A 21,417-nucleotide genomic window follows, 5' to 3' on the forward strand; every position below is an offset into this window, starting at 1 on the left:
CACCACCGAAACCCTGCCCCCACCCCACCACGACCACGGCCAACCCCGCACCAACCACTACCACCACCCCGAAAAACTGCTCGCCGACCGCGACGACGACGAAGATCCCTAACCCGAGGATCGCAAGATCAATTGCCCTCGGCCAGCGCCCAGTACGCCCCGCGGCGGGCCAGCAGCTCGGTGTGGGTGCCCTGTTCCACGATCCGGCCGGCTTGCATCACCAGGATCAGATCCGCGTCGCGGATCGTCGAAAGCCGGTGGGCGATGATGAAACTGGTGCGGTCCCGGCGTAGTTCGCGCGTCGCCCGCTGGATCAACAGTTCGGTACGGGTGTCCACTGAACTGGTCGCCTCGTCGAGGATGAGCAGTTGCGGGCGGGCCAGGAACGCCCGGGCGATGGTGATCAGCTGCTTCTCTCCGGCGCTGATCCCGGCCGCGTCGTCGCTGACCCGGGTGGCGTAACCGCTCGGCAGCGCCTCGGCGAAGCGGTCGACGTGCGCGGCGCGGGCGGCCCGCAGCACGTCATCTTCGCCGGCGTCGGGGCGTCCGTAGCGGATGTTGTCGGCGATCGTCCCGGTGAACAGCCAGGTGTCTTGCAGCACCATCCCGATCGAGGACCGCAGTGCCGAGCGGTCGACCGTGGTGATGTCGACACCGTCGATCAGGATCTGGCCACCGTCCACGTCATAGAACCGCATCAGCAGGTTGACCAAGGTCGTCTTGCCCGCTCCGGTTGGCCCGACGATCGCCACCGTGCTGCCCGGTTCGACGATCAGCGACAGGTCTTCGATCACCGGAATCCCGGGCCGGTAGCCGAAGCTGACGTCGCGGAATTCCACTCGCCCGCTCGGCCCGGAACCGTTGAGCGGCAGTGGAACCGCCGGCGACGGCGGCTCCTCGGGCTCGTCGAGGAATGCGAACACCCGCTCGGCGCTGGCCGCCCCGGATTGCAGGGTGTTGTACATCCCGGCGAGGTTGCCCAGCGGCTGGTTGAACTGCCGGACGTAGGCGATGAACGCCTGGATGCTGCCCAGAGTGATCTGCCCGGTGGCCACCTGAAAGCCGCCGATCACCGCGACCGCGACATAGCCCAGGTTGGCGATCAGCCCCGTCGCCGGCGCCACCAGCCCGGAGAGAAACTGAGCGCCGAACCCGACCCGGTACAGCTCGTCGTTGCACTCGTCGAAACGCTGCTGCGCCCAGTCCCGGTGGCCGAACGTGCGGACCAGGGTGAAGCCGCTGTAGGTCTCCTCCAGGTGGGCGTTGAGCCGCCCGGTGGCCGCCCACTGCGCGGCGAACAGCCGCTGCGAGCGCCGGGTGATCGCCCGCACCGCCAGCAGTGACACCGGCACGCCGAGCAGCGTGATCGCCGCCAGCAGCGGCGAGATCGACAGCATCATCGTCAGTACCACCACCACGGTCAGCACCGAGCTGAACAGTTGGCTGACCGTCATCGATACCGACGTCGCGGTGTTGTCGACGTCGTTGGTGACCCGGCTCAGCAGCTCACCGCGGCGCTGAGTATCGAAGTAGCGCAGCGGAAGCCGATGCATTTTGTCCTCGACGTCGCGGCGCAGCGTCCGCAGCGTGCGCTGCAGGATCACGTTGAGCAGCCGCGCCTGGGTCCAGACCATCAGCGCCGCAACGAGATACAGTCCCATCGCCAGGGTCAGCGTGCGCGCGACCGCGCCGAAGTCGACGCCGGCGCCGGGCACCACATCCATCCCGGACAGCATGTCGGCGTAGGTGCCCCGGCCGGCGGCACGGGCGGCCTCGACGGCTTGCTGCTTGCTCATGCCCGACGTCAGGCCGCGGCCGATCACCCCGTTGAACACCAGATCGGTGGCGTGACCGAGGATCCGCGGGCCGGCCACTCCGATCGCGATGCCGCCCAGCGACAGCGTGATCACCGCGGCGATCCACCGGCGCTGCGGGCCCAGCCGCCGCACCAGACGCATTGCGGTGGCCGAGAAATCAGCGGCCCGCGCGGCGGGATCGGTCGCCGGCGCGCTCACGGCAGTTCACCGGCCAGCACCGACTGGGATTCGGCGAACTCGGCGTAGGTGGGGCACTCGGCCAGCAGCTGCTGGTGGGTTCCCGTGCCGACCACCCGCCCGTCGTCGATCACGATCACCTGATCGGCCTGCACCACTGTCGAGATTCGCTGCGCCACAATGATCACCGTGGCCTGCCCGGCCACCTCGCGCAGCGCGGCGCGCACGGCAGCATCGGTGTGGGTGTCCAGCGCGGAGAACGCGTCGTCGAACAGATAGATCGACGGTCGCCGGATCACCGCCCGGGCGATCGCCAGTCGCTGCCGCTGTCCGCCGGACAAGTTGATCCCGCCCTGGGCCACCGGCATCGCCAATCCCTGGGGGTGCGCCGCCACGAAATCATCGGCGGCGGCCACCCGCAACGCCTCCCACATTTGCTCGTCGCTGACCTGGGCGCCGGCTGGGGCGCCGTAGCGCAGGTTGTCGGCGACGGTCCCGGAGAACAGGTAGCCGCGCTGCGGCACCAGCCCGATACCCGACCACAGCTCTTCGGGGTCGCGGTCGCGCACGTCGACGCCGTCGACGAGCACCGCACCGTCGGTGACGTCGCGCAGCCGGCAGATCAGCGACACCAGGGTGGATTTGCCCGATCCGGTGGAGCCGACCACCGCGGTGGTGGTGCCGGGCCGCGCCGTCAGCGACACCTCGTGTAGCACCGCCCGGTCGGCGCCGGGATAGGCGAAGCCGACCCCGGCCAGTCGGACCTCGCCCGTGATGGCCGCAGGTGTCACCGGCTGCACCGGCGTGCTCAGCGTCGGCTCGGTGGACAGCACCTCGGTGATCCGCTCGGCACACACCGAGGCGCGCGGCAGAATCGCCACGACCATGGTGGCCATCAACACCGCCATCAGGATCTGCATGAAATAGGACAGGAATGCGATCAGCGAACCGACCTGCATCTGCCCGGCGTCAATGCGCAGTCCGCCGAACCAGATCAGCGCGACGCTGGAGGCGTTGATGGTCAGTGTGGTCGCGGGCAGCATCAGCGCCTGCAGGTTGCCGACGGTCATCGAGGTCTCCGACAGCGCCAGGTTGGCGCGAGCGAACCGATCGCGTTCGACGGGTTCGCGGGCGAACGCACGGATGACCCGGATGCCGGTGAGCTGATCGCGCAGCACCCGGTTGATGTTGTCGATCAGCATCTGCATGCGGCGGAACAGCGGCAACATCCGCACCACGATCGCGTAGTTGGCCCCCGCCAGTACCGGAACGGCCACCGCCAACAGCCAGGACAGGCCGACGTCCTGGTGCAGCGCCATCAGCAGCCCGCCGATGCTCATGATCGGCGCGGCGACCAGCACGGTGGCGCCCAGCTGCACCACCAGCTGGATCTGGCGGACGTCGTTGGTGGTGCGGGTCAGCAGCGTCGGCGTGCCGAACCGGGTGGTCTCCCGCTCGGAGAACCCGATCACCCGGCTGAACACCGCCCGGCGCAGGTCGCGGCCGAAGCCCGTTCCGGTGCGCGCGCCGTAGTAGACCGCCGCGACCGCGCACAGCACCTGCAGGACAGTGACGCCGAGCATCACCCCGCCCAGCCGGGTGATGACGGCGGTGTCGCCGCGGATGACGCCGTCGTCGATGATCGAGGCGTTGACGGTCGGCAGGTACAAGGAGGCCAGGGTGCTGATCAGCTGCAGGGTCATCACCGCCGCGACCGGCCACCGGTACGGCCTGATGTAGCAGCGCAGCAGCGCCAGGAGCATGGGGTTACTGTCGCACATCCGTGCGGGCTGCATGCGGTGGTGACAGTGCTGGGGCGACACAAACCAACTGGTCACCCGGTGTGTCGTGGTTGCCCGGCGGTGGTGCCGCTACAGTGCATCGTGTGCGGCTCAAACTGACGGTCCCGGCCCTGGCGGTCGCTACCGTGATTCCGATGCTCGCCGGGTGTTCTGACTCCGGCTCGACCGAAGCCCAGTCCGGCGAGTCCTCGGCGACCAGCTCCGACCAGAGCAGTCACGGGCCGTCATTCCCGCAGTGCGGGGGCATCAGCGACGAGACCGTCACCAATCTGACCCGGGTGTCCGGGCTGATCAACACCGCGCAGAACTCGGTGGGCTGCCAGTGGCTGGCCCGCGGCGGGATCATGGGCCCGCACTTCTCCTTCTCCTGGTACCGCGGCAGCCCGATCGGGCGCGAACGCAAGACCGAGGAGGTGTCGCGCACGTCGGTCGAGGACATCAACATCGACGGCCACAGCGGTTTCATCGCGATCGGCACCGCCCCGACCATGGGCGACAACCTGTGTGAGATCGGCATCCAGTTCAAGGACGACTTCATCGAGTGGTCGGTGAGTTTCGCCCAGAAGCCGTTCCCGGATCCCTGCGACGTCGCCAAAGAGCTGACCCGCCAGTCGATTGCGAACGCCAAATGAGCCGCCGGATTCTGGCCGCGCTCGCGGTGCTCGGGCTGCTGATCGCTCCGACGGGCTGTTCCCGCGAGGTGGGCGGCACCGCGGTCAAGGCGGGCTCCGGCGACACCCAGCGCAACAACAACTCCGAGCGGCAGTACCCCAATCTGCTCAAGGAGTGCGAGGTGCTGACCACCGACATCTTGGCCAAGACGGTGGGGGCGGACCCGCTGGACATCCAGAGCACGTTCGTCGGCGCGATCTGCCGCTGGCAGGCGGCCAACCCGGCCGGGCTGATCGACATCACCCGGTTCTGGTTCGAGCAGGGCAGCCTGGACAACGAGCGCAAAATCGCCGAGTTCCTGAAGTATCAGATCGAGAACAAGACCATCGTGGGCGTGCCGTCGATCGTGATGCGCCCCGGGGACCCGAACGGCTCGTGCGGGGTGGCCAGCGACGCCGCCGGCGTGGTCGGCTGGTGGGTGAATCCGCAGGCGCCGGGGATCGACGCGTGCGAGCAGGCGATCAAGCTGATGGAGCTGACGCTCGCGACGAACTCGTAGCTGCCGGGCCGCGCTAGCGCGGCACGTGGAACTCGACCAACCGCGCTGAACCTAGCTCCACCGCCGCCCAGCTGCCGCTGACGTGCAGCACCGCGATGCTCGACGTGGGAAACTTCTCGGAAATCTGTTGGGCGACAGCGGCGTCGGTCCCCGGTGCGCCGGCCAAGCCGAGTGCGACGCTCGACATCGCCGGTTCGTGCCCGATCACCAGCAGGGTGCGGATCGCGTCGTCGACGTCGTTGATCACGGCGATGACACTACCCGGGGCAGCATCGTAGAGTTCGTCACGGAAGCGCGTCGGCGATTGAATTCCGGTGCGCTCCAGGGTTTCCCGGGTCCGGGTTGCCGTTGAGCAGAGCACTTCGTCGATGGCGGGCACGTTGGCGCGCAGCCAGTCGCCGGCCAGCGCTGCCTCCCGAATACCGCGCGGCGCCAGCGGTCTGCTGTGATCAACGGCCCTGGGCGGGTAGTCGGATTTCGCATGCCGCAGCAGGATCAGGGTCCGGTGTTCATCGCTCATGCAGCCAAGGCTAGGCCCCGTCCGGGAACGCGTCCCGCTGCCACGTGTAGAACATGCGCCGCATCCGCCGCGCAACGGCGGGGTATAGATCTTTCCGGATCGGATAGCGCTGGCGATAGCAGCCGCCGGCCAAGACCGGTGTGATAGCGCATGTGACATCCGTTTTGAACTCATGTCACCCTTCCCCTCGCGGTGCCGATGTGGCTGATGTGACGCATGAGAGCACGCGATCACCCGGCCGTCCGGACCTGCCGAGCGAGGTCCGCGGACTTGTCGGTGGGCGGCCATACACTCGCGTTGCCTCGGCTCACGGCCGGGTGGAAGGACGAGGGACATGCGATTCGTGCACACCGCCGACTGGCAGCTCGGCATGATTCGGCACCGCCTCGCCGGTGATGCTCAGCCCCGCTATTCGGCGGCCCGGCGCGACGCGGTGGCCGGCCTCGGTGCGCTCGCGGCCGAGACGGGCGCGGAGTTCGTCGTCGTCGCCGGCGACGTGTTCGAGGACAACCAGCTCGCCCCGGAAGTCATCAGCCAGTCCCTGGAAGCCATGCGCACCATCGGGATTCCGGTGTATCTACTACCCGGAAACCATGACCCGCTGGACGCCGCATCGGTCTACACCAGCACCTTGTTCACCGCCGAGCGCCCCGACAACGTCGTCGTCCTCGACACCGCCGGCGTGCATCCGGTGCGCCCCGGCCTGGACATCGTCGCCGCCCCCTGGCGGTCGAAGCGGCCCACCACCGACCTGGCGAGCGCTGTGCTCGATGGCCTGCCCGCGGACGGCGCCACCCGGATTCTGGTCGCCCACGGCGGCGTCGACGTGCTGGACCCCAACCCGGGTAACCCGGCGCTGATCCGGCTCGCAGCCCTCGAAGACGCACTGGGTCGCGGCGCGATCCAGTATGTCGCGTTGGGGGACAAGCATTCCCGCACCGAAGTGGGCACTACGGGCCGCATCTGGTATTCGGGCTCGCCGGAGGTCACCAACTTCGACGACATCGAACCCGATCCCGGCCATGTCCTGCTGGTCGATGTCGACGAAACCGACGGCGCTGTCACCGTCGACTCCCGCCGCATCGGCAGGTGGCGGTTCCTGACGCTGCACCGCCAGCTCGACACCGGCCGTGACGTCACCGATCTGGACATCAACCTCGACCAGTTGCCCGACAAGGGACGCACGGTGGTCCGGCTGGCGCTGACCGGCGCACTGAGCGTCACCGACCGGGCCGCACTCGATGCCTGCCTGGACCGATATTCGCGGCTCTTCGCCTGGGTGGGCACCTGGAAACGCCACACCGACCTGGTGGTGGTCCCTGCCGACGGTGAGTTCACCGGCCTCGGCATCGGTGGTTTCGCCGCCGACGCGGTCGAGGAACTGGTCGCCGCGGCACGCAGCGAGGACACCGGCACCTCCGGCGACGCGAACGCCGCGCTGGCGCTACTGCTGCGGCTCGTCGACCGGGGTGCGGCATGAGACTGCACCGGCTGGTCCTGACCAACTATCGCGGCGTGGCCCACCGCGAGATCGACTTTCCCAATCACGGCGTGGTCGTGGTGTGCGGCGCCAACGAGATCGGCAAGTCCTCGATGATCGAGGCGCTGGATCTGCTGCTGGAGTCCAAGGACCGCTCCGCCAAGAAGGGCGTCAAAGAGGTCAAGCCCACCCACGCCGACGTCGGTGCCGAGGTCACGGCTGAAATCAGCACCGGTCCTTACCGTTTCGTCTACCACAAGCGTTTTCATAAATCGCCCCAGACGACCCTGACCGTCCAGACTCCGCGCCGCGAGCAGCTCACCGGCGACGAAGCGCACGAGCGGGTCCGCGCCATGCTGGCCGAGACGATGGACACCGGACTGTGGCAGGCGCAACGGGTACTGCAGGCGGCATCGACCGCGGCAGTGGACCTTTCCGGATGCGACGCGCTGTCCCGGGCGCTGGACGTCGCCGCCGGTGACACCGCCACCCTCAGCGGAACCGAACCGGTGCTCATCGAACGCATCGACGCCGAATACGCGCGCTACTTCACCCCGACCGGACGCCCGACCGGGGAGTGGGCCGCCGCCATGGCCGCGCTGGCCGACGCCGACGCCGAGGTGGCGCGATGCACCGCACTGCTGGCCGAGGTCGACGACCGAGTGCTCCGGCACGCCGAGCTGACCCAGGAACTCGCCCGGCTGGCCGCAGAGCAGGCCGCCGCCGACACCCGGCACAGCGCCGCCCAGGCCGCCAGTGCCAGGATCAACACGCTGCGCGACCAACTGCGCGACGCCCAGCTGGTGGCCACGGCCGCTGAGGCCACCGGCGCCGCGGCGCAGTCCGCCCACACCGAGCGGGAGCGGCTCTGCGCCGAACTCGAATCCCGCACGCTGGCGGTTACCGCCCTGGACGCCGAAGTCGCCGAGGCTGTTCACGCGCAGGCTGGCGCGGACGCCGCCGCCGAGGCCGCCGAGGCCGCGGTGGCCCAAGCCGCAGCGGTCCTGGCCGCCGCCACCCGACACGTCGAGACCACTCGCCGGGTCGTCGACCAGCTCGCCGCTCGGGACACGGCCGACCGGTTGGCCGCCCGAATCGACCGGATCGACGCGGCCGAACGCGACCTCGCGCAGGTGGTCGCTGAACTGGCCGGCATCGTCGTGACCGAGCCGGTGCTGCGCCGGATCGAGGACGCGGCAGCAGCGCTCGACCGGGCACAGGCCTCCTTGGCCGCGATCTCGGCGACGCTGGAGGTCACCGCCGCCGCCGACGTCGACCTGGTGATCGCCGGAGAGCACACCGCGCTGCCGGCCGGCCAGAGCTGGTCGGCGACCGTCAGCGACGGCACCGCAATAGACGTACCCGGTCTGTTGACCGTACGGGTCAGGCCGGGGGACAGCGCCCGTGAAGCCGCTGCGACACACACCGCAGCGCAAGGTGAGCTGGCCGACGCGCTGGCGGCAGCCGGCGTAACTGACCTGGCGCAGGCACGGCGGGCCGACCAGCGGCGCCGCGAACTGCAGGGCACCCGCGACCAGTTGTCCGCCGCCCTGACGGCGTTGCGCGGCGATGACGAAATACCGGCACTGCGTGCTCAACTGGCAGCGCTGCGCAGCGACCACGACGAGGCGGTCACCGGGATCACGCCCGACGACGCCCGTGCCGAACGTGACGCCGCCGAGGCGCTGCGCACGCAGGCCGACACCGACTGCGAGACCCGGCGCCAAGCCGCCCTGGACGCGACCACCCGGCGCACCGAGGCGTCGACGCGCGTGACCCTGCTACAGAACAACCTCGCTACGCAGCGCGCCGAGCTCGATACCGTCACGCAGCGCCTCACCGCCGACCGGGCATCGGTCAGCGACCAAAACCTAGCGGCCGCCGCCGAATCCACTCGGCACGCCGTAGCCACCGCCCAGCAGCGAGTCACGGAGTTATCGGAGCAGCTCGGTGCCGCCGCCCCCGATGCGGTCGACACCGAACTCGCCGAGGCGCAGGCGGCGGCGCAGACGCTGCGCACCGCCCACGTCGAGACCGCCCGCGCGCAACACGAGGTCGATGTCGAACTGTCGGTGTTCGGCGCCCAAGGTCGGCGCGGCCAGCTCGACGCCGCGCAGACCAAGCGCGAACACGCTGCGGCCGAACACGATCGGATCGGGCAGCGGGCCCGCGCAGTGCAGCTGTTGCGATCCACGATGAACCGCCATCGCGATGACACCCGCCGCCGCTACGTCGAACCGTTCCGTGCCGAGATCCAGCGACTCGGCGCAAAGGTGTTCGGTGCCGACTTCGAAGTCGACATCGACACCGACCTGAAGATCTGCGCCCGCACCCTCGACGGCCGCACCGTGCCGTATGAGTCGCTGTCGGGCGGGGCCAAAGAACAGCTCGGCATTCTGACCCGCCTGGCTGGGGCCGCGCTGGTGGCCAAGGAGGACAGCGTCCCGGTGGTGATCGACGACGCGCTCGGCTTCACCGACCCGGATCGGCTGGAGAAGATGGGCGCGGTGTTCGACGCAGTCGGCGCCCAGGGCCAGGTGATCGTGTTGACTTGCAGCCCCGACCGCTACGGCAGCGTCAAGGACGCGCACCGTATCGACTTGAGTGCCTGAGCGGTCATCACTGCTTCATGAAACCTATAGCGGTGTAGTCCAGATCGGCCAAGCCCGGCGCCCCGAAGTTCGCCAGGGAACTGCGCACCGCCACATTGCCGGTGGTCTGGATCAGCGGCAGGCTGAACCCCTCGGCCCACAGCAGCGCGTCGACCTCGTTGGCCCGCGCGCGGGCCAACGCCGGGTCCAGCGCCTGCAGCGTCTCCTCGATTTTGGCGTCGATCTCCGGGCTGCCGATCTTGCCGAAGTTGGCCTCCCCGTAGGACGCGGAGATCTGGTTCAACCCCGCCAGCGGAAAAGCGTCACCGACCCAACTGAACTGGGCGATGTCGAAGTCGCCGACGTTGACGTAATCGGTGAAGAAACCACCACCGGCCTTCGAATCCAGCTGCAGCTTCACCCCGATCTGAGCCAGATTGTGCTGGGCCACCTGGGCGAACTGCCGGGTGCTCGACGCGTCGTAGAACAGGTGCCGGATCACCAGCGGCTGGCCATCCTTCTCCCGGAACTTCCCGTGCAGTTTCCAACCCAGCGCGTCGAGTTCACGTGTGGCGCGCTCCGGGTCGTAGGCCACCACTTTGCTGTTGTCCTGGTAGCCCTCCTGGCCGGCGACGTAGATGTGATTGTTCAGCGGCACCGGGTCGGCGGTCAGCCCGCGCTGGGTCACCTTCGCGATCGTGGTCCGGTCGATGCCGCGCATCACCGCCAGCCGCAGCGCCTTGTCGGACAGGATCGCCCCCGGCGCGCCGTTGAAGGTGAAGTGATTCCAGGCCGGGGTCGGCGCCCGGCGGATCGCGATGCCCTCGGTGCGCCGCGCGATCGTCAGCTGATCCAGGGTGGCCACCCCGGTGGCGTCGATGGTGTGGTTCTGCAACGCCGGCATCCGGGCGGACTCATCGAGCACCAGGTAGGTGATGGTGTCCAGTTTCGGCGGCTTGCCCCACCAGTGGGGGTTGCGGGTCAAGGTGATTCGCTGGCTGGTGCGATCCAGTGTCGAGAGCATGAACGGCCCGGCCGAGGGTCCCGGCCGCCGCAGCTGCGCCTTGTTGAAAGTGTCCGGGTCGGCGGTCATGCTGTGCGGCAGCAGCATCGAGTTGCCGGCGAACATGCCCCGCCATTCGGCGTAGGGCTTGGCGAAGCGGACCACGGCCTGCCGGTCGTCGACGCCTCTGGTCACCGAGGCGACCCGCTCGGCGCCGTTGGTGGACGCGATCGCGAACCCGCCGTCGGCGCCGCTGGTGGCATGGATCTGGCTGGCGATGTCGTGCCACGACAGTGGGGTGCCGTCGGACCAGGTCGCCTTCGGGTTGATGGTGTAGGTGACGACCTGCGGGTTGGTGCCGGTCAACTCGACGCTGGTGAAGTAGTCGGTGTCCACCGCCGCCGAGCCGTCGGGGCCGATGATGAAGGCCCGCGGCATGGTGGCCTTGAGCATGGCGGCGTTCTCGGCGAGGTTGCCGTCGATGTGCAGCGGGTTGAAGTTCGGCGGGAACTGGTTCATCGACAGCCGCAGGTTGCCGCCGTCGCGCAGGGTGGCCGGGTCCTGCGGGTTGATGTCGCTGGCGCTGCCCACCGCGGAGACGCCCTCCGGGGCGGTGATGTCCACGGCGGCGCAGCCGCTCAGCGCCAGCACCAGCGTCGCCAGCATCGCCAACCCGTTGACTCTGCGTCCACCAGGCGCTCTTCTCGCAAAACTTCGTGGTGAGCGCAGAGTCAACGTGGTTGTGGTCATGGGACCGGCTCCGGGTGCGGGACGGCGGCCAGCAACCGACGCGTGTAGTCGTGTTGCGGGTCACCGAAAACCTGATCCGCCTCGCCCTGTTCCACAACCTCCCCGGCGAGCATCACCGCCACGGTGTGCGCCAGATGCTTGACCACCGACAGATCATGCGACACGAACAGATACGACAGGCCGAACTGCTCCTGTAAATCCAGCAGCAGGTTGATGATTCCGGCTTGAATCGACACATCCAGCGCCGACACCGGCTCATCGAGCGCGAGGATCTTCGGTTGCAGCGCCAGTGCGCGGGCGATGCCGATCCGCTGCTTCTGTCCGCCGGAGAACTCCGAGGGGTACCGGGCCGCGTCGCCGCGCCGCAGCCCGACCAGCTCCAAAAGCTCGGCCACTCGCAGATGCGTGGACGCCTTGTCGGAGCCGTTGGCGCGCAACGGTTCGGCCAGTACGTCGAAAACTGGCAGGCGCGGGTCCAGGGAGGCCACCGGATCCTGGAACACCACCTGCAGGTCGCGACGCAGAGCCCGGCGGCCGCCGCGCTTGAGGGTCGCGACGTCGGTGCCGAGCACCTCGATCGACCCCGACTGCGGCGCAGTCAGTTCCAGAATCTGGTGCAACGTGGTGGATTTGCCCGAGCCGGACTCGCCGACGATCGCCAGCGTGCGGCCCTGTTGCAACTCGATATTCACGCCAGAGACCGCGCGGACCTCGCCCACACTGCGGCGAAACACGCCCTTGGTCAGCGGGTAGGTCTTGACCAGGTCACACACCCGCACCACGGTGGGGGAGTCACCGGGCTGGGATACCGCGACGGCGGTGGGGACGCGATAGATGTCGGCCGCGCTGCGCCCGCCCACCTGATCGGTGTGAATGCAAGCGGCGGACTGCTCCGGCCCGACGATCAGCAGCTCCGGCTCCTGTGCCCGGCACTCATCGGTGACCAGCGGGCAGCGCGGGGCAAAGGGGCAGCCGGGCTCGATTCCGGCCAGCGACGGCGGCGCCCCCGGGATCGGCACCAGCCGGGTGCCCTGCGCAGCGTCCAGCCGCGGCACCGACCCCAAAAGCCCCACCGTGTAAGGCATTTTGCGTCGTCGGTAAAGGGCCTCGACCGGCGCGGCTTCCACCACCCGCCCGGCGTACATCACCAGTGCCCGGTCGGCGAACTCGGCGACCACCCCGAGGTCGTGGGTGATGATCAGCACCCCAGCGCCGGTCACGTCGCGCGCGGTCTTGAGCACCTCGAGGATCTGGGCCTGCACGGTGACGTCCAGTGCGGTGGTGGGCTCGTCGCAAATCAGGAGGTCGGGGTCGCACGAGATGGCGATCGCGATCACCACCCGCTGGCGTTCCCCGCCGGAAAGCTCGTGCGGGAACGCCCGCGCCCGCTCCTGCGGCCGGGAGATCCCTACCAGCTCCAGCAGTTCCACGGCTCGGCGCCGGGCCGCGGCCCGCCCGATCTGGGGATTGTGCACCTCGATGGCCTCGGCGATCTGATCCCCGACGGTGTAGACCGGCGTGAGCGCCGACATCGGGTCCTGGAACACCATTCCGATGGAGGCACCGCGGACCTTCGACATCGCGGTGTCGCCCAGGCCGATCAGTTCGGTGCCAGAAAGGCGCACCGACCCGGACACCCGGGCATGCTCGGGCAGCAGGCCCATGACCGCCATGGCCGCCGCGGATTTGCCGGAGCCGGATTCGCCGACCATCGCCACCACTTCGCCCGGGTCGACCCGATAGCTGATGCCGCGCACCGCCCGCACCGCATCCGCACCGGCGCCGAACGTCACGGCCAGGTCGGTCACTTCCAGCAGGGCACTCATCCGCGGCTCCGCAGACTCGCGGCGTCGGGGTCCAGGGCGTCGCGCAGGCCGTCGCCGGCGAGGTTGGCGCAGACCAGGATCGTGATCAGCACCCCGGCCGGGAACAGGAAGACCCACGGGAAGGTGATCGCCGAGGCGGTGCCGTCGGCGATCAAGGTGCCCAGCGAGACATCCGGTGGCTGAATGCCGAAACCCAGGTAGCTCAAACCGGTTTCGGCCAGGATCGCCACCGCGACGTTGAGTGCGGTGTCGATGATCAGGATCGACGCCACGTTCGGCACGATGTGGTCGATGATGATGCGCCGGCTGGAGACGCCCATATACCGCGCGGCGCGGATGAATTCACGTTCCCGCAGGCTCATCGTCAGCCCGCGCACCATGCGGGCGCTAATCATCCAGCTGAACCCGGCCAGTAGCAGCACCAGCAGCGCGATGTTGCCGCTGTTCTTGGTACGCGGGGTGATGATCGCGATCAGAATGAACGCCGGCACCACCAGCAGCAGATCCACCAACCACATCAGCATCCGGTCACGCCACCCGCCGAAGTATCCCGAGATCGCCCCCACCGTCGCGGCGATCACCGTGGAGATCAGCGCCACGCACACGCCGATCAGCATCGACTTCTGCATGCCGCGCAGGATTTGGGCCAGCAGGTCCTGGCCGAGGGCGTTGGTGCCCAACCAATGCCGGGCGCCCGGCGGGACCAGCAGTGCGTCGTAGTCCAGGTCGGTGTAGGAGTAGGGCAGCAGCTGGGGCAGCGCGTAGCAACCGACGAACATCACTGCCAGCAGCGCCAGCGCGCCCACCGCGGTGCGGCTGCGCAGAAAGCGGCGCAGCACCAGGGTGCGCCGGGAGGCGAACTCGATCTCGGTGGTCATGACACCCGCACCCGGGGATCGAGCAGCGCGTAGATGACGTCGGAGAGCAGCCCGGCGGCCAGCACCACCGCACCGGAGAACACCGTGATCGCCGCGACGATGTTGGTGTCCTGGGTCGCCACCCCCTGCACCACCCATTCGCCCATGCCGTGCCAGCCGAAGATCTTCTCCACGAACACCGCCCCGGTGACCAGCCCGGCCACCCCGTAGGCGAACAGGGTGGCCATCGGGATCAACGCGGTACGCAGCCCGTGTTTGAACAGGGCGCGTCGCCGGGTCAGGCCCTTGGCGCGGGCGGTGCGGATGAAGTCCTGGCCCAGTACGTCGAGCATCGCGTTGCGCTGGTAGCGGCTGAAGCCGGCCGCGGCGCCCAGCGCCAGCGTCAGCGACGGCAACACCAGGTGCTGCAGCCGATCGGCCAGCCCCGGCCAGAAGCCGGTGACCAGCCCGGGCGACGTCTCCCCGGTGTAGTCGAACAGCTGCGCCCCCAGCGCCCAGTTCACCCGCAGCGCGCTCAAAATCACCAGGTTGGCCAGCACGAAGGTAGGCACCGACAGCACCAGCAGTGCCGCCATGGTGATGACCCGGTCGGAGAACCGATACTGGCGCACCGCTCCCCAGGCGCCGGCCACCACCCCGATGACGGTGCCGGCCAGGGAGCCGACGACCAGCAGGCGCAGGCTGACCCCGATGCGCCGGCCCAATTCCCCCGAGACCGGCTGGCCGGTGACCGTGACGCCGAAATCGCCGCGGACGGCGTGTGAGGCCCAGTGGGCGTAGCGCAGCGGAATGGGCTTGTCCAGGCCCAGTTCCGCGGCCTTGGCGTCGATGACGGCCTGCGGCGGGCGCGGGTTGCGCTGCATCAGGCTGTCCAGCGGGGCGAACGCCAGCGAGGTCAGGCAGAACGTCAGGAACGATGCGAGGCCCAGCAGCACCAGGTAGTTCAGCGCCCGGCCGGCCAGGAACCGCATCACGGCGCGGCCTCCCAGACGTGCGGCATCAGCACAGGGTAGAGGGTGGGCGCTGTCGTCTGGGTGAGCCGGGGGAGCCGCTGCGCACAACGCTTTGATTCCAATGATTTTTATCCGTGGATTCCCGGGGGACTTTTATTAGGCTCGGCATGCGGACTGCGACAGATGGAGAAACCCTGTGACCGTTACCGACGACTACCTGGCCAACAACGCGGAGTATGCGAAGACCTTCAAGGGTCCGCTGCCCATGCCGCCGAGCAAACACGTCGCGATCGTCGCCTGCATGGACGCCCGGCTGGACGTGTATCGCGTGCTGGGTATCAATGAAGGCGAAGCGCACGCGATCCGCAACGCCGGCGGCGTCATCTCCGACGACGCGATCCGGTCGCTGGCGATCAGCCAGCGTCTGTTGGGCACCCGCGAGATCATCCTGATTCACCACACCGACTGCGGGATGCTCACCTTCACCGACGACGAGTTCAAGCGCTCCATTCTGGAGGAGACCGGCATCCGGCCCGGCTGGGCGGCCGAGGCATTCCCCGACCCGGCCGAAGACGTCAAGCAGTCGTTGCGCAGGGTCAAGGCCAGCCCGTTCATTACCCAGACCACGTCGCTGCGCGGGTTCGTCTTCGACGTCGCCACCGGCAAGCTCGACGAAATCACCGTCTAGCCCCGCCTGGTTTCGCGAGGGTGCGTGTCGGTACGCGACACGCCGTCGAATTGCGTACAGGTGCGCACCCTCGTCGGGGAAGAATCCCGCGGGGAGGGCCCAGATCACGTTGACAGCCGGCTGGCCGGGCTGGTTACATAACCGCCTATAACCAATAAATCTGGTAAGTCTCACCAAGATTATCGGGAAGCAGCCGAGGACTCATGACCAGCAACGTCACCGCGCCAACCACGGCCGGCCACTATCAGCTGACGCATCTGCGCACGCTGGAGGCCGAGGCCATCCACATCATCCGGGAGGTGGCCGCGGAGTTCGAGCGGCCGGTGCTGCTGTTCTCCGGCGGCAAGGACTCCATCGTCATGCTGCACCTGGCGGTCAAGGCGTTCGCGCCGGGCCGGTTGCCGTTCCCGGTGATGCACGTCGACACCGGCCACAACTTCGACGAGGTCATCGCCGCCCGCGACGAGTTGGTCGAGCGGACCGGCGTGCGACTGGTGGTCGCCAGCGTGCAGGACGATATCGACGCCGGACGGGTGATTGACGACGGGCCATCGCGCAACCCGCTGCAGACCGTCACCTTGCTGCGGGCCATCCGGGAGAACAAGTTCGACGCGGCGTTCGGCGGTGCCCGCCGCGACGAGGAGAAGGCCCGCGCCAAGGAGCGGGTGTTCAGCTTCCGCGACGAGTTCGGCCAGTGGGACCCCAAGGCGCAACGTCCCGAGCTGTGGAACCTCTACAACGGCAGGCACCGCGCCGGCGAGCACATCCGGGTCTTCCCGCTGTCGAACTGGACCGAGTTCGACATCTGGTCCTACATCGGCGCCGAGGAAATCACCCTGCCGTCAATCTATTTCGCGCATCAGCGCAAGGTGTTCCAGCGCGACGGGATGCTGCTGGCCGACCACGAATTCCTGCGGCCCGTCGACGGTGAAGAGGTGTTCGAGACCTCGGTGCGCTTCCGTACCGTCGGCGACGTCACCTGCACCGGGTGCGTGGAGTCGACGGCGGACACCGTGGAGGCGGTGATCGCCGAGACCGCGGTGTCGCGGCTGACCGAGCGCGGGGCCACCCGCGCCGACGACCGGATCTCCGAAGCCGGCATGGAAGACCGCAAGAGGCAGGGGTATTTCTGATGAGCGCGGCAACCACGCTGCTTCGTATCGCGACGGCCGGCTCGGTCGACGACGGCAAGTCCACCCTGATCGGGCGGCTGCTATTCGACTCCAAGGCCGTGATGGAGGACCAGCTGGCCTCGGTCGAGCGCACCTCGCGCGAGCGCGGTCACGACTACACCGACCTGGCGCTGGTCACCGACGGCTTGCGCGCCGAGCGCGAGCAGGGCATCACCATCGACGTCGCCTACCGCTACTTCGCCACGCCCAAGCGGAAATTCATCATCGCCGACACACCCGGGCACATCCAGTACACCCGCAACATGGTCACCGGTGCCTCGACCGCCCAGCTGGCGATCGTGCTGGTCGACGCGCGCCACGGTTTGCAGGAGCAGTCTCGCCGGCACACCTTCCTGGCGTCGCTGCTGGGAATCCGGCACATCGTGCTCGCCGTGAACAAGATGGACCTGATCGACTGGGACGCCGAACGATTCGAGGCGATCCGCGACGACTTCCACTCGTTCGCCACCCGCCTGGACGTGCACGACGTGACGACCATCCCGATCTCAGCCCTGCTCGGCGACAACGTGGTGACCAAGTCCGACAAGACTCCCTACTACGACGGCCCGGCACTGCTGTCGCACCTGGAGGACGTCTACATCGCCGGTGACCGCAACCTGGTCGACGTGCGCTTCCCGGTGCAGTACGTGATCCGCCCTCAGACCCATGAACACGCCGATCACCGCAGCTACGCCGGCACGGTAGCCAGCGGTGTGCTGCGTCCCGGTGACGACGTGGTGGTGCTGCCGTCGGGCAAACCGACCCGCGTCGCGGCGATCGAGGGCCCCAATGGCGCGGTGGCCGAAGCGTTTCCGCCGATGGCGGTCTCGGTCAGCCTCACCGACGACATCGACATCTCCCGCGGCGACATGATCGCCCGCACCAACAACCAGCCGCGCATCGCCCAGGACTTCGACGCCACGGTGTGCTGGATGGCCGACGGCGCGACGTTGCAGCCGGGCAACGACTACATCATCAAGCACACCACCCGCACCACCCGGGTGAAGGTGATGGCGCTGGACTACCGCCTCGACGTCAACACCCTGCACCGGGACAAGGAAGCGAACGCGTTGCAGCTCAACGAACTCGGTCGTGTCTCGTTGCGCGCCCAAGTTCCGCTGATGCTGGACGAATTCAGCCACAACGACGCCACCGGATCGTTCATCCTCATCGACCAGGTCACCAATGGAACGGTGGCGGCCGGCATGGTGCTGCGTGACGTGTCGGGCCGTGCCGCCAGCCCCAACACGGTGCGCCACGACTCGCTGGTCACCGCGGCCGACCGGTTGTCGAAGGGCCGCACGGTGTGGTTGACCGGGCTGTCCGGCGCCGGTAAGTCGTCGGTCGCCATGCGCGTCGAGCAGCTGCTGCTCGAAAGGGGAACGCCCGCCTACGTTCTCGACGGCGACAACCTGCGGCACGGGCTCAACGCCGACCTCGGCTTCTCGATGGCCGACCGCGCCGAGAACCTGCGACGGCTGGCGCACGTGGCGACCCTGCTGGCCGATTCCGGGCAGATCGTGCTGGTGCCGGCGATCAGTCCGCTGATCGAACACCGCCAGCTGGCCCGTCAGGTGCACACCGACGCCGGTTTCGATTTCATCGAAGTGTTCTGCGATACCCCGCTCGAAGAGTGCGAGCAGCGCGACCCCAAGGGGCTGTACGCGAAAGCGCGAGCGGGGCTGATCACCCACTTCACTGGCATCGACAGCCCGTATCAGCGCCCGCGCAACCCCGACGTGCGGTTGAGCTCGCAGAACAGCGTCGACGAGCAGGCCCGCCAGGTCATCGCCGCGATCGACGGCCGCAAGTGAACGACCACCAGCTGGCCGCCCAGCTCGCCGCCGACGCGGGCCGGCTGCTGCTGGCAGTCCGCGAGGAACTGGCCGATGCCCCACCAGCCGAGCGGAAAGCCGCCGGAGACAAGCGCTCTCACGATTATTTGATGACGGCGCTGGCCGCCGAACGCCCCGACGACGCGGTGCTGTCGGAGGAGGGCGCGGACAACCCCGTCCGGCTCAACACCGAGCGGGTGTGGATCGTCGACCCCCTGGACGGCACCCGGGAATTCTCCGAGCTGGACCGTGACGACTGGGCTGTGCACGTCGCGCTGTGGCAGGCCGGAGAGTTGGCCGCCGGGGCGGTGGCAATGCCCGCGCGCGGCATCACCCTGGCCACTCCGACCGTCACCGCTCCCTCCGCGTATACCGGCCAGCCTCGGATCGCGGTGTCGCGCAGCCGCCCGCCGGCGATCGCCGAAACCGTGCGTGAGCGCCTCGACGGTGTCCTGGTGCCGATGGGCTCGGCAGGGGTCAAGGTCGCCGCCGTCGTGCAGGGCGCCGCTGATGTCTACGTCCACGCCGGCGGGCAGTACGAGTGGGACTCGGCCGCGCCGGTGGCCGTCGCCCGGGCCGCCGGCCTGCACACCTCGCGCATCGACGGCTCGCCGCTGGCCTACAACCGGCCCGATCCGCTGCTGCCCGACCTGGTGGTCTGCCGCCCCGAATACGCCCAAGCAGTGCTCGCCGCGATCGGCTGAGGGCGCCGGAAAATCGACCGCCCGCCTTCTCCTCATCGCTTCGGTCTGCATCGTCGCCGGGCGCAGATGGCAGAATCGCCATGATGCGGATGTCGGCCAAGGCGGAGTACGCGGTGCGGGCGATGGTCCAACTCGCCACCGCCGAGCCGGGCACCTTGGTCAAGACCGACGACATTGCCGCTGCTCAGGGCATCCCGGCGCAGTTCCTGGTCGACATCCTGTCGGATCTGCGCACCGACCGGCTGGTGCGCAGCCAGCGCGGCCGTGACGGCGGCTACGAACTGGCCCGCGCGGCCACCGAGATCAGCGTCGCCGACGTGCTGCGCAGCATCGACGGCCCGCTGGCCAGCGTCCGTGACATCGGCCTGGGTGATCTGCCCTATGCGGGCCCGACTGCCGCGCTGACCGACGTGTGGCGGGCGTTGCGGGCCAGCATGCGGTCGGTGCTCGAGCAGACCAGCCTGGCCGACGTGGCCTCCGGTGAATTGCCCGCGCATGTCGCCGAGTTTGCCACCGACTACCGCACCCAGGAACGCCAGCGCGGCCACGGCAGCTGATTCGGTGGTCCAGCTTCGGCTCTCCTTCGTCGAGCCTCGCTAACCGCCGGGGCTGAGTGTTAGGAACCCGAGCCGTAGGGCCGGGTGAGGATCTCCATGGCATGACCGTCGGGATCGCGGAAATACACGCCGCGGCCGCCGTCGCGGTGGTTGATCTCGCCGGGGCGTTCGGCGCGCGGGTCGGCCCAATGCTGGATGCCGCGCGCGGAGATCTTGCCGTAGATGGCGTCGAAGTCCTCCTCGGACACCAAGAACGCGTAGTGCTGGGGCCGGATCTCCTCGGTAGGCGGCACGTCGGCGTAATCGAGGCTGGCGTCGTGGTCGAGCCCGACGACCATGAAAGGGCCGAACGGCTGCGGATCAGGCAGGCCGAACAGCTCCGCCAGAAACGCCGCGGAGGCCTGTTTGTCGCGGGCGGCGACGATCGTGTGATTGAAGGAAATACTCATTCCCCAAGTGTCGGCCGCGCTCGGCGCTCATGCCACAATCGCCGACATGCAGGTCGGAATGACGATGCCGGTGATGGAGCCGGATCTGGATGCAACGCTGCTGCGGGATTGGGCGCGCGCGGTAGACGAGGGGCCGTTCTCGTCGCTGAGCTGGGGCGAGCGGATCGCCTTCACCAACCCCGACAGCCTGACGCTGTTGGGCGCGTTGTCGGCGTGGACCGAGCGGGTGCGGCTGGTGACGACGGTCATCGTCCCCCAACTGCACGATCCGGTCATGCTGGCCAAGGCGCTGGTTACCGCGGACCTGCTCAGCGGCGGGCGGCTGACCGTCGGCATCGGGGTGGGGGGCCGCCATGAGGACTACTGCGCCGTGGGCGCTGATCCGGCGTCGCAGACGATGCGGGAGATGGCCGAGCGGATCGCGATCATGAAGCGGGTCTGGGCGGGGGAGAAGCTCACCGAGTCGGTGCTGCCGGTCGGGCCGCCGCCGACCCAACCCGGCGGGCCGCCACTGGTGGTCGGCACCATCGGCCCGAAAACCCTGCGCAGTGCGGCGACGTGGGCCGAAGGCCTGGCCGGCATCACGATGGACCTCGACGTAGCCAAGCAGAACGAGTTGTTCGACGTCGCCCGGCAGGCCTGGCGGCAGGCCGGCAAGGCCGAGCCCTATCTGGCGACGTCGTTCTGGTTCGCGCTGGGTGAGCGCGACGCCGCGCGCAACCAGGTGCGCGAGCATCTGCTGCGCTACATGAACTGGATTCCCGCCGAGTACGTCGAGGCGATGGCCCCGACCACCGGCTGGGCCGGCAGCGAGGACGAACTCCTTGAGGTGCTGCGCAGCTTCCAGGCGGTGGGTGCCGACGAGATCCACCTGATTCCAACGAGTTCCGACCGTGACCAGCTGCGGCGCGCCGCGGAGGTGGTCGCCGAGTTTCGCCGCTGAAGCCCAGCTATCGCCGCTAACAGCCGTTGCGACACGGTTACGGAAGCGTCTCTATCAACAACTCGCTGGTCACAACCGCCTCACCGGCAACTATCGTCACA

At 68.6% G+C, this 21,417-nt stretch carries 18 protein-coding genes; 10 read left to right on the top strand and 8 right to left on the bottom strand.

The genetic code is table 11. The features are described 5' to 3' along the window. Positions 1–128: 128 nt before the first annotated feature. Together A5771_RS02960 and A5771_RS02965 are read right to left on the bottom strand one after the other, a co-directional pair. Complete coding sequence (locus tag A5771_RS02960; RefSeq protein WP_234782923.1) at positions 129–1,958, bottom strand: ABC transporter ATP-binding protein; 1,830 nt, start codon at positions 1,956–1,958, stop codon at positions 129–131. A gap of 53 nt (positions 1,959–2,011) precedes the next feature. Then, complete coding sequence (locus A5771_RS02965) at positions 2,012–3,757, bottom strand: ABC transporter ATP-binding protein (protein WP_207545377.1); 1,746 nt, start codon at positions 3,755–3,757, stop codon at positions 2,012–2,014. 173 nt (positions 3,758–3,930) lie between these two features. Between A5771_RS02965 and A5771_RS02970 the strand changes: the two genes are divergently transcribed. Beyond that, entirely contained in the window at positions 3,931–4,428 is a 498-nt protein-coding gene (locus A5771_RS02970; protein ID WP_064853758.1) for a DUF3558 domain-containing protein, read from the top strand. After that, positions 4,425–4,967: a DUF3558 domain-containing protein gene (locus A5771_RS02975; RefSeq protein ID WP_064853716.1), complete on the top strand. Its 543-nt coding sequence runs from the start codon at positions 4,425–4,427 to the stop codon at positions 4,965–4,967. Before A5771_RS02970 ends, A5771_RS02975 begins: the two co-directional genes overlap by 4 nt. 13 nt (positions 4,968–4,980) lie before the next feature. Here A5771_RS02975 and A5771_RS02980 read toward each other — a convergent pair whose 3' ends face one another. After that, a complete protein-coding gene (locus tag A5771_RS02980; protein WP_064853717.1) occupies positions 4,981–5,487 on the bottom strand; it encodes a SixA phosphatase family protein in 507 nt (168 codons plus the stop codon). A 334-nt stretch (positions 5,488–5,821) separates the two neighbouring features. Here A5771_RS02980 and A5771_RS02985 point away from each other — a divergent pair, with 334 nt between their 5' ends. Then, positions 5,822–6,967, top strand: a complete 1,146-nt coding sequence (locus tag A5771_RS02985) for a metallophosphoesterase family protein (protein WP_064853718.1) — start codon at positions 5,822–5,824, stop codon at positions 6,965–6,967. Continuing rightward, positions 6,964–9,579 carry an AAA family ATPase gene (locus tag A5771_RS02990; RefSeq protein WP_064853719.1) on the top strand — a complete coding sequence of 872 codons (2,616 nt, stop codon included), beginning with the start codon at positions 6,964–6,966 and terminating at the stop codon, positions 9,577–9,579. Before A5771_RS02985 ends, A5771_RS02990 begins: the two co-directional genes overlap by 4 nt. A gap of 7 nt (positions 9,580–9,586) precedes the next feature. On the opposite strand, the gene A5771_RS02995 is transcribed toward A5771_RS02990, so the two are convergent. The 4 genes from A5771_RS02995 to A5771_RS03010 all read right to left on the bottom strand — a co-directional run bounded on the left by A5771_RS02995 (position 9,587) and on the right by A5771_RS03010 (position 14,989). Next, positions 9,587–11,227: an ABC transporter family substrate-binding protein gene (locus A5771_RS02995; RefSeq protein ID WP_064853720.1), complete on the bottom strand. Its 1,641-nt coding sequence runs from the start codon at positions 11,225–11,227 to the stop codon at positions 9,587–9,589. An 80-nt stretch (positions 11,228–11,307) separates the two neighbouring features. Continuing rightward, the gene (locus tag A5771_RS03000) at positions 11,308–13,137 is read right to left on the bottom strand and encodes a dipeptide ABC transporter ATP-binding protein (protein WP_064853721.1); all 1,830 of its coding nucleotides are present in this window, start codon (positions 13,135–13,137) and stop codon (positions 11,308–11,310) included. Continuing rightward, positions 13,134–14,015, bottom strand: coding sequence for an ABC transporter permease (locus tag A5771_RS03005; protein ID WP_064853722.1), 882 nt, complete (start codon positions 14,013–14,015; stop codon positions 13,134–13,136). Before A5771_RS03005 ends, A5771_RS03000 begins: the two co-directional genes overlap by 4 nt. Then, positions 14,012–14,989, bottom strand: coding sequence for an ABC transporter permease (locus A5771_RS03010; protein ID WP_064853723.1), 978 nt, complete (start codon positions 14,987–14,989; stop codon positions 14,012–14,014). The genes A5771_RS03005 and A5771_RS03010 overlap by 4 nt, the downstream gene beginning before the upstream one ends. Before the next feature lie 175 nt (positions 14,990–15,164). On the opposite strand from A5771_RS03010, the gene A5771_RS03015 reads away from it, so the two are divergent. The 5 genes from A5771_RS03015 (at position 15,165) to A5771_RS03035 (ending at position 19,924) form a co-directional block, all read left to right on the top strand. Further along, the gene (locus tag A5771_RS03015; protein ID WP_064853724.1) at positions 15,165–15,656 is read left to right on the top strand and encodes a beta-class carbonic anhydrase; all 492 of its coding nucleotides are present in this window, start codon (positions 15,165–15,167) and stop codon (positions 15,654–15,656) included. 203 nt (positions 15,657–15,859) lie between these two features. Beyond that, positions 15,860–16,789, top strand: coding sequence for a sulfate adenylyltransferase subunit CysD (cysD, locus tag A5771_RS03020; protein ID WP_064853725.1), 930 nt, complete (start codon positions 15,860–15,862; stop codon positions 16,787–16,789). Next, positions 16,789–18,642, top strand: coding sequence for an adenylyl-sulfate kinase (gene cysC / locus A5771_RS03025; RefSeq protein WP_064853726.1), 1,854 nt, complete (start codon positions 16,789–16,791; stop codon positions 18,640–18,642). Before cysD ends, cysC begins: the two co-directional genes overlap by 1 nt. Further along, positions 18,639–19,367, top strand: a complete 729-nt coding sequence (locus A5771_RS03030; protein ID WP_064853727.1) for a 3'(2'),5'-bisphosphate nucleotidase CysQ — start codon at positions 18,639–18,641, stop codon at positions 19,365–19,367. Before cysC ends, A5771_RS03030 begins: the two co-directional genes overlap by 4 nt. Before the next feature lie 83 nt (positions 19,368–19,450). Then, positions 19,451–19,924, top strand: coding sequence for an Rrf2 family transcriptional regulator (locus tag A5771_RS03035; protein WP_064853759.1), 474 nt, complete (start codon positions 19,451–19,453; stop codon positions 19,922–19,924). 59 nt (positions 19,925–19,983) lie between these two features. On the opposite strand, the gene A5771_RS03040 is transcribed toward A5771_RS03035, so the two are convergent. Beyond that, on the bottom strand, positions 19,984–20,373 hold the full coding sequence (locus A5771_RS03040; protein WP_064853728.1) for a VOC family protein: 390 nt from the start codon (positions 20,371–20,373) through the stop codon (positions 19,984–19,986). Positions 20,374–20,419: 46 nt separating this feature from the next. Between A5771_RS03040 and A5771_RS03045 the strand changes: the two genes are divergently transcribed. Further along, positions 20,420–21,316 (top strand): LLM class flavin-dependent oxidoreductase, encoded by an 897-nt coding sequence (locus tag A5771_RS03045; protein WP_064853760.1) that lies wholly within the window; start codon positions 20,420–20,422, stop codon positions 21,314–21,316. Positions 21,317–21,417: the final 101 nt, after the last annotated feature.

The organism is Mycolicibacter sinensis (assembly GCF_001667375.1).
GTDB lineage: Bacteria > Actinomycetota > Actinomycetes > Mycobacteriales > Mycobacteriaceae > Mycobacterium > Mycobacterium sinense_A.

Bases quoted from the DNA above. Each gene is read 5' to 3' on its own strand.
- A5771_RS02975 (WP_064853716.1), top strand. From the start codon at position 4,425: ATGAGCCGCCGGATTCTGGCCGCGCTCGCGGTGCTCGGGCTGCTGATC.
- A5771_RS02980 (WP_064853717.1), bottom strand. From the start codon at position 5,487: ATGAGCGATGAACACCGGACCCTGATCCTGCTGCGGCATGCGAAATCC.
- A5771_RS02985 (WP_064853718.1), top strand. From the start codon at position 5,822: ATGCGATTCGTGCACACCGCCGACTGGCAGCTCGGCATGATTCGGCAC.
- cysC (WP_064853726.1), top strand. From the start codon at position 16,789: ATGAGCGCGGCAACCACGCTGCTTCGTATCGCGACGGCCGGCTCGGTC.
- cysD (WP_064853725.1), top strand. From the start codon at position 15,860: ATGACCAGCAACGTCACCGCGCCAACCACGGCCGGCCACTATCAGCTG.
- A5771_RS02995 (WP_064853720.1), bottom strand. From the start codon at position 11,227: ATGCTGGCGACGCTGGTGCTGGCGCTGAGCGGCTGCGCCGCCGTGGAC.
- A5771_RS03005 (WP_064853722.1), bottom strand. From the start codon at position 14,015: ATGACCACCGAGATCGAGTTCGCCTCCCGGCGCACCCTGGTGCTGCGC.
- A5771_RS03040 (WP_064853728.1), bottom strand. From the start codon at position 20,373: ATGAGTATTTCCTTCAATCACACGATCGTCGCCGCCCGCGACAAACAG.
- A5771_RS02970 (WP_064853758.1), top strand. From the start codon at position 3,931: ATGCTCGCCGGGTGTTCTGACTCCGGCTCGACCGAAGCCCAGTCCGGC.
- A5771_RS03000 (WP_064853721.1), bottom strand. From the start codon at position 13,137: ATGAGTGCCCTGCTGGAAGTGACCGACCTGGCCGTGACGTTCGGCGCC.
- A5771_RS02960 (WP_234782923.1), bottom strand. From the start codon at position 1,958: ATGCGTCTGGTGCGGCGGCTGGGCCCGCAGCGCCGGTGGATCGCCGCG.
- A5771_RS02965 (WP_207545377.1), bottom strand. From the start codon at position 3,757: ATGCTCCTGGCGCTGCTGCGCTGCTACATCAGGCCGTACCGGTGGCCG.
- A5771_RS02990 (WP_064853719.1), top strand. From the start codon at position 6,964: ATGAGACTGCACCGGCTGGTCCTGACCAACTATCGCGGCGTGGCCCAC.
- A5771_RS03045 (WP_064853760.1), top strand. From the start codon at position 20,420: ATGCAGGTCGGAATGACGATGCCGGTGATGGAGCCGGATCTGGATGCA.
- A5771_RS03035 (WP_064853759.1), top strand. From the start codon at position 19,451: ATGCGGATGTCGGCCAAGGCGGAGTACGCGGTGCGGGCGATGGTCCAA.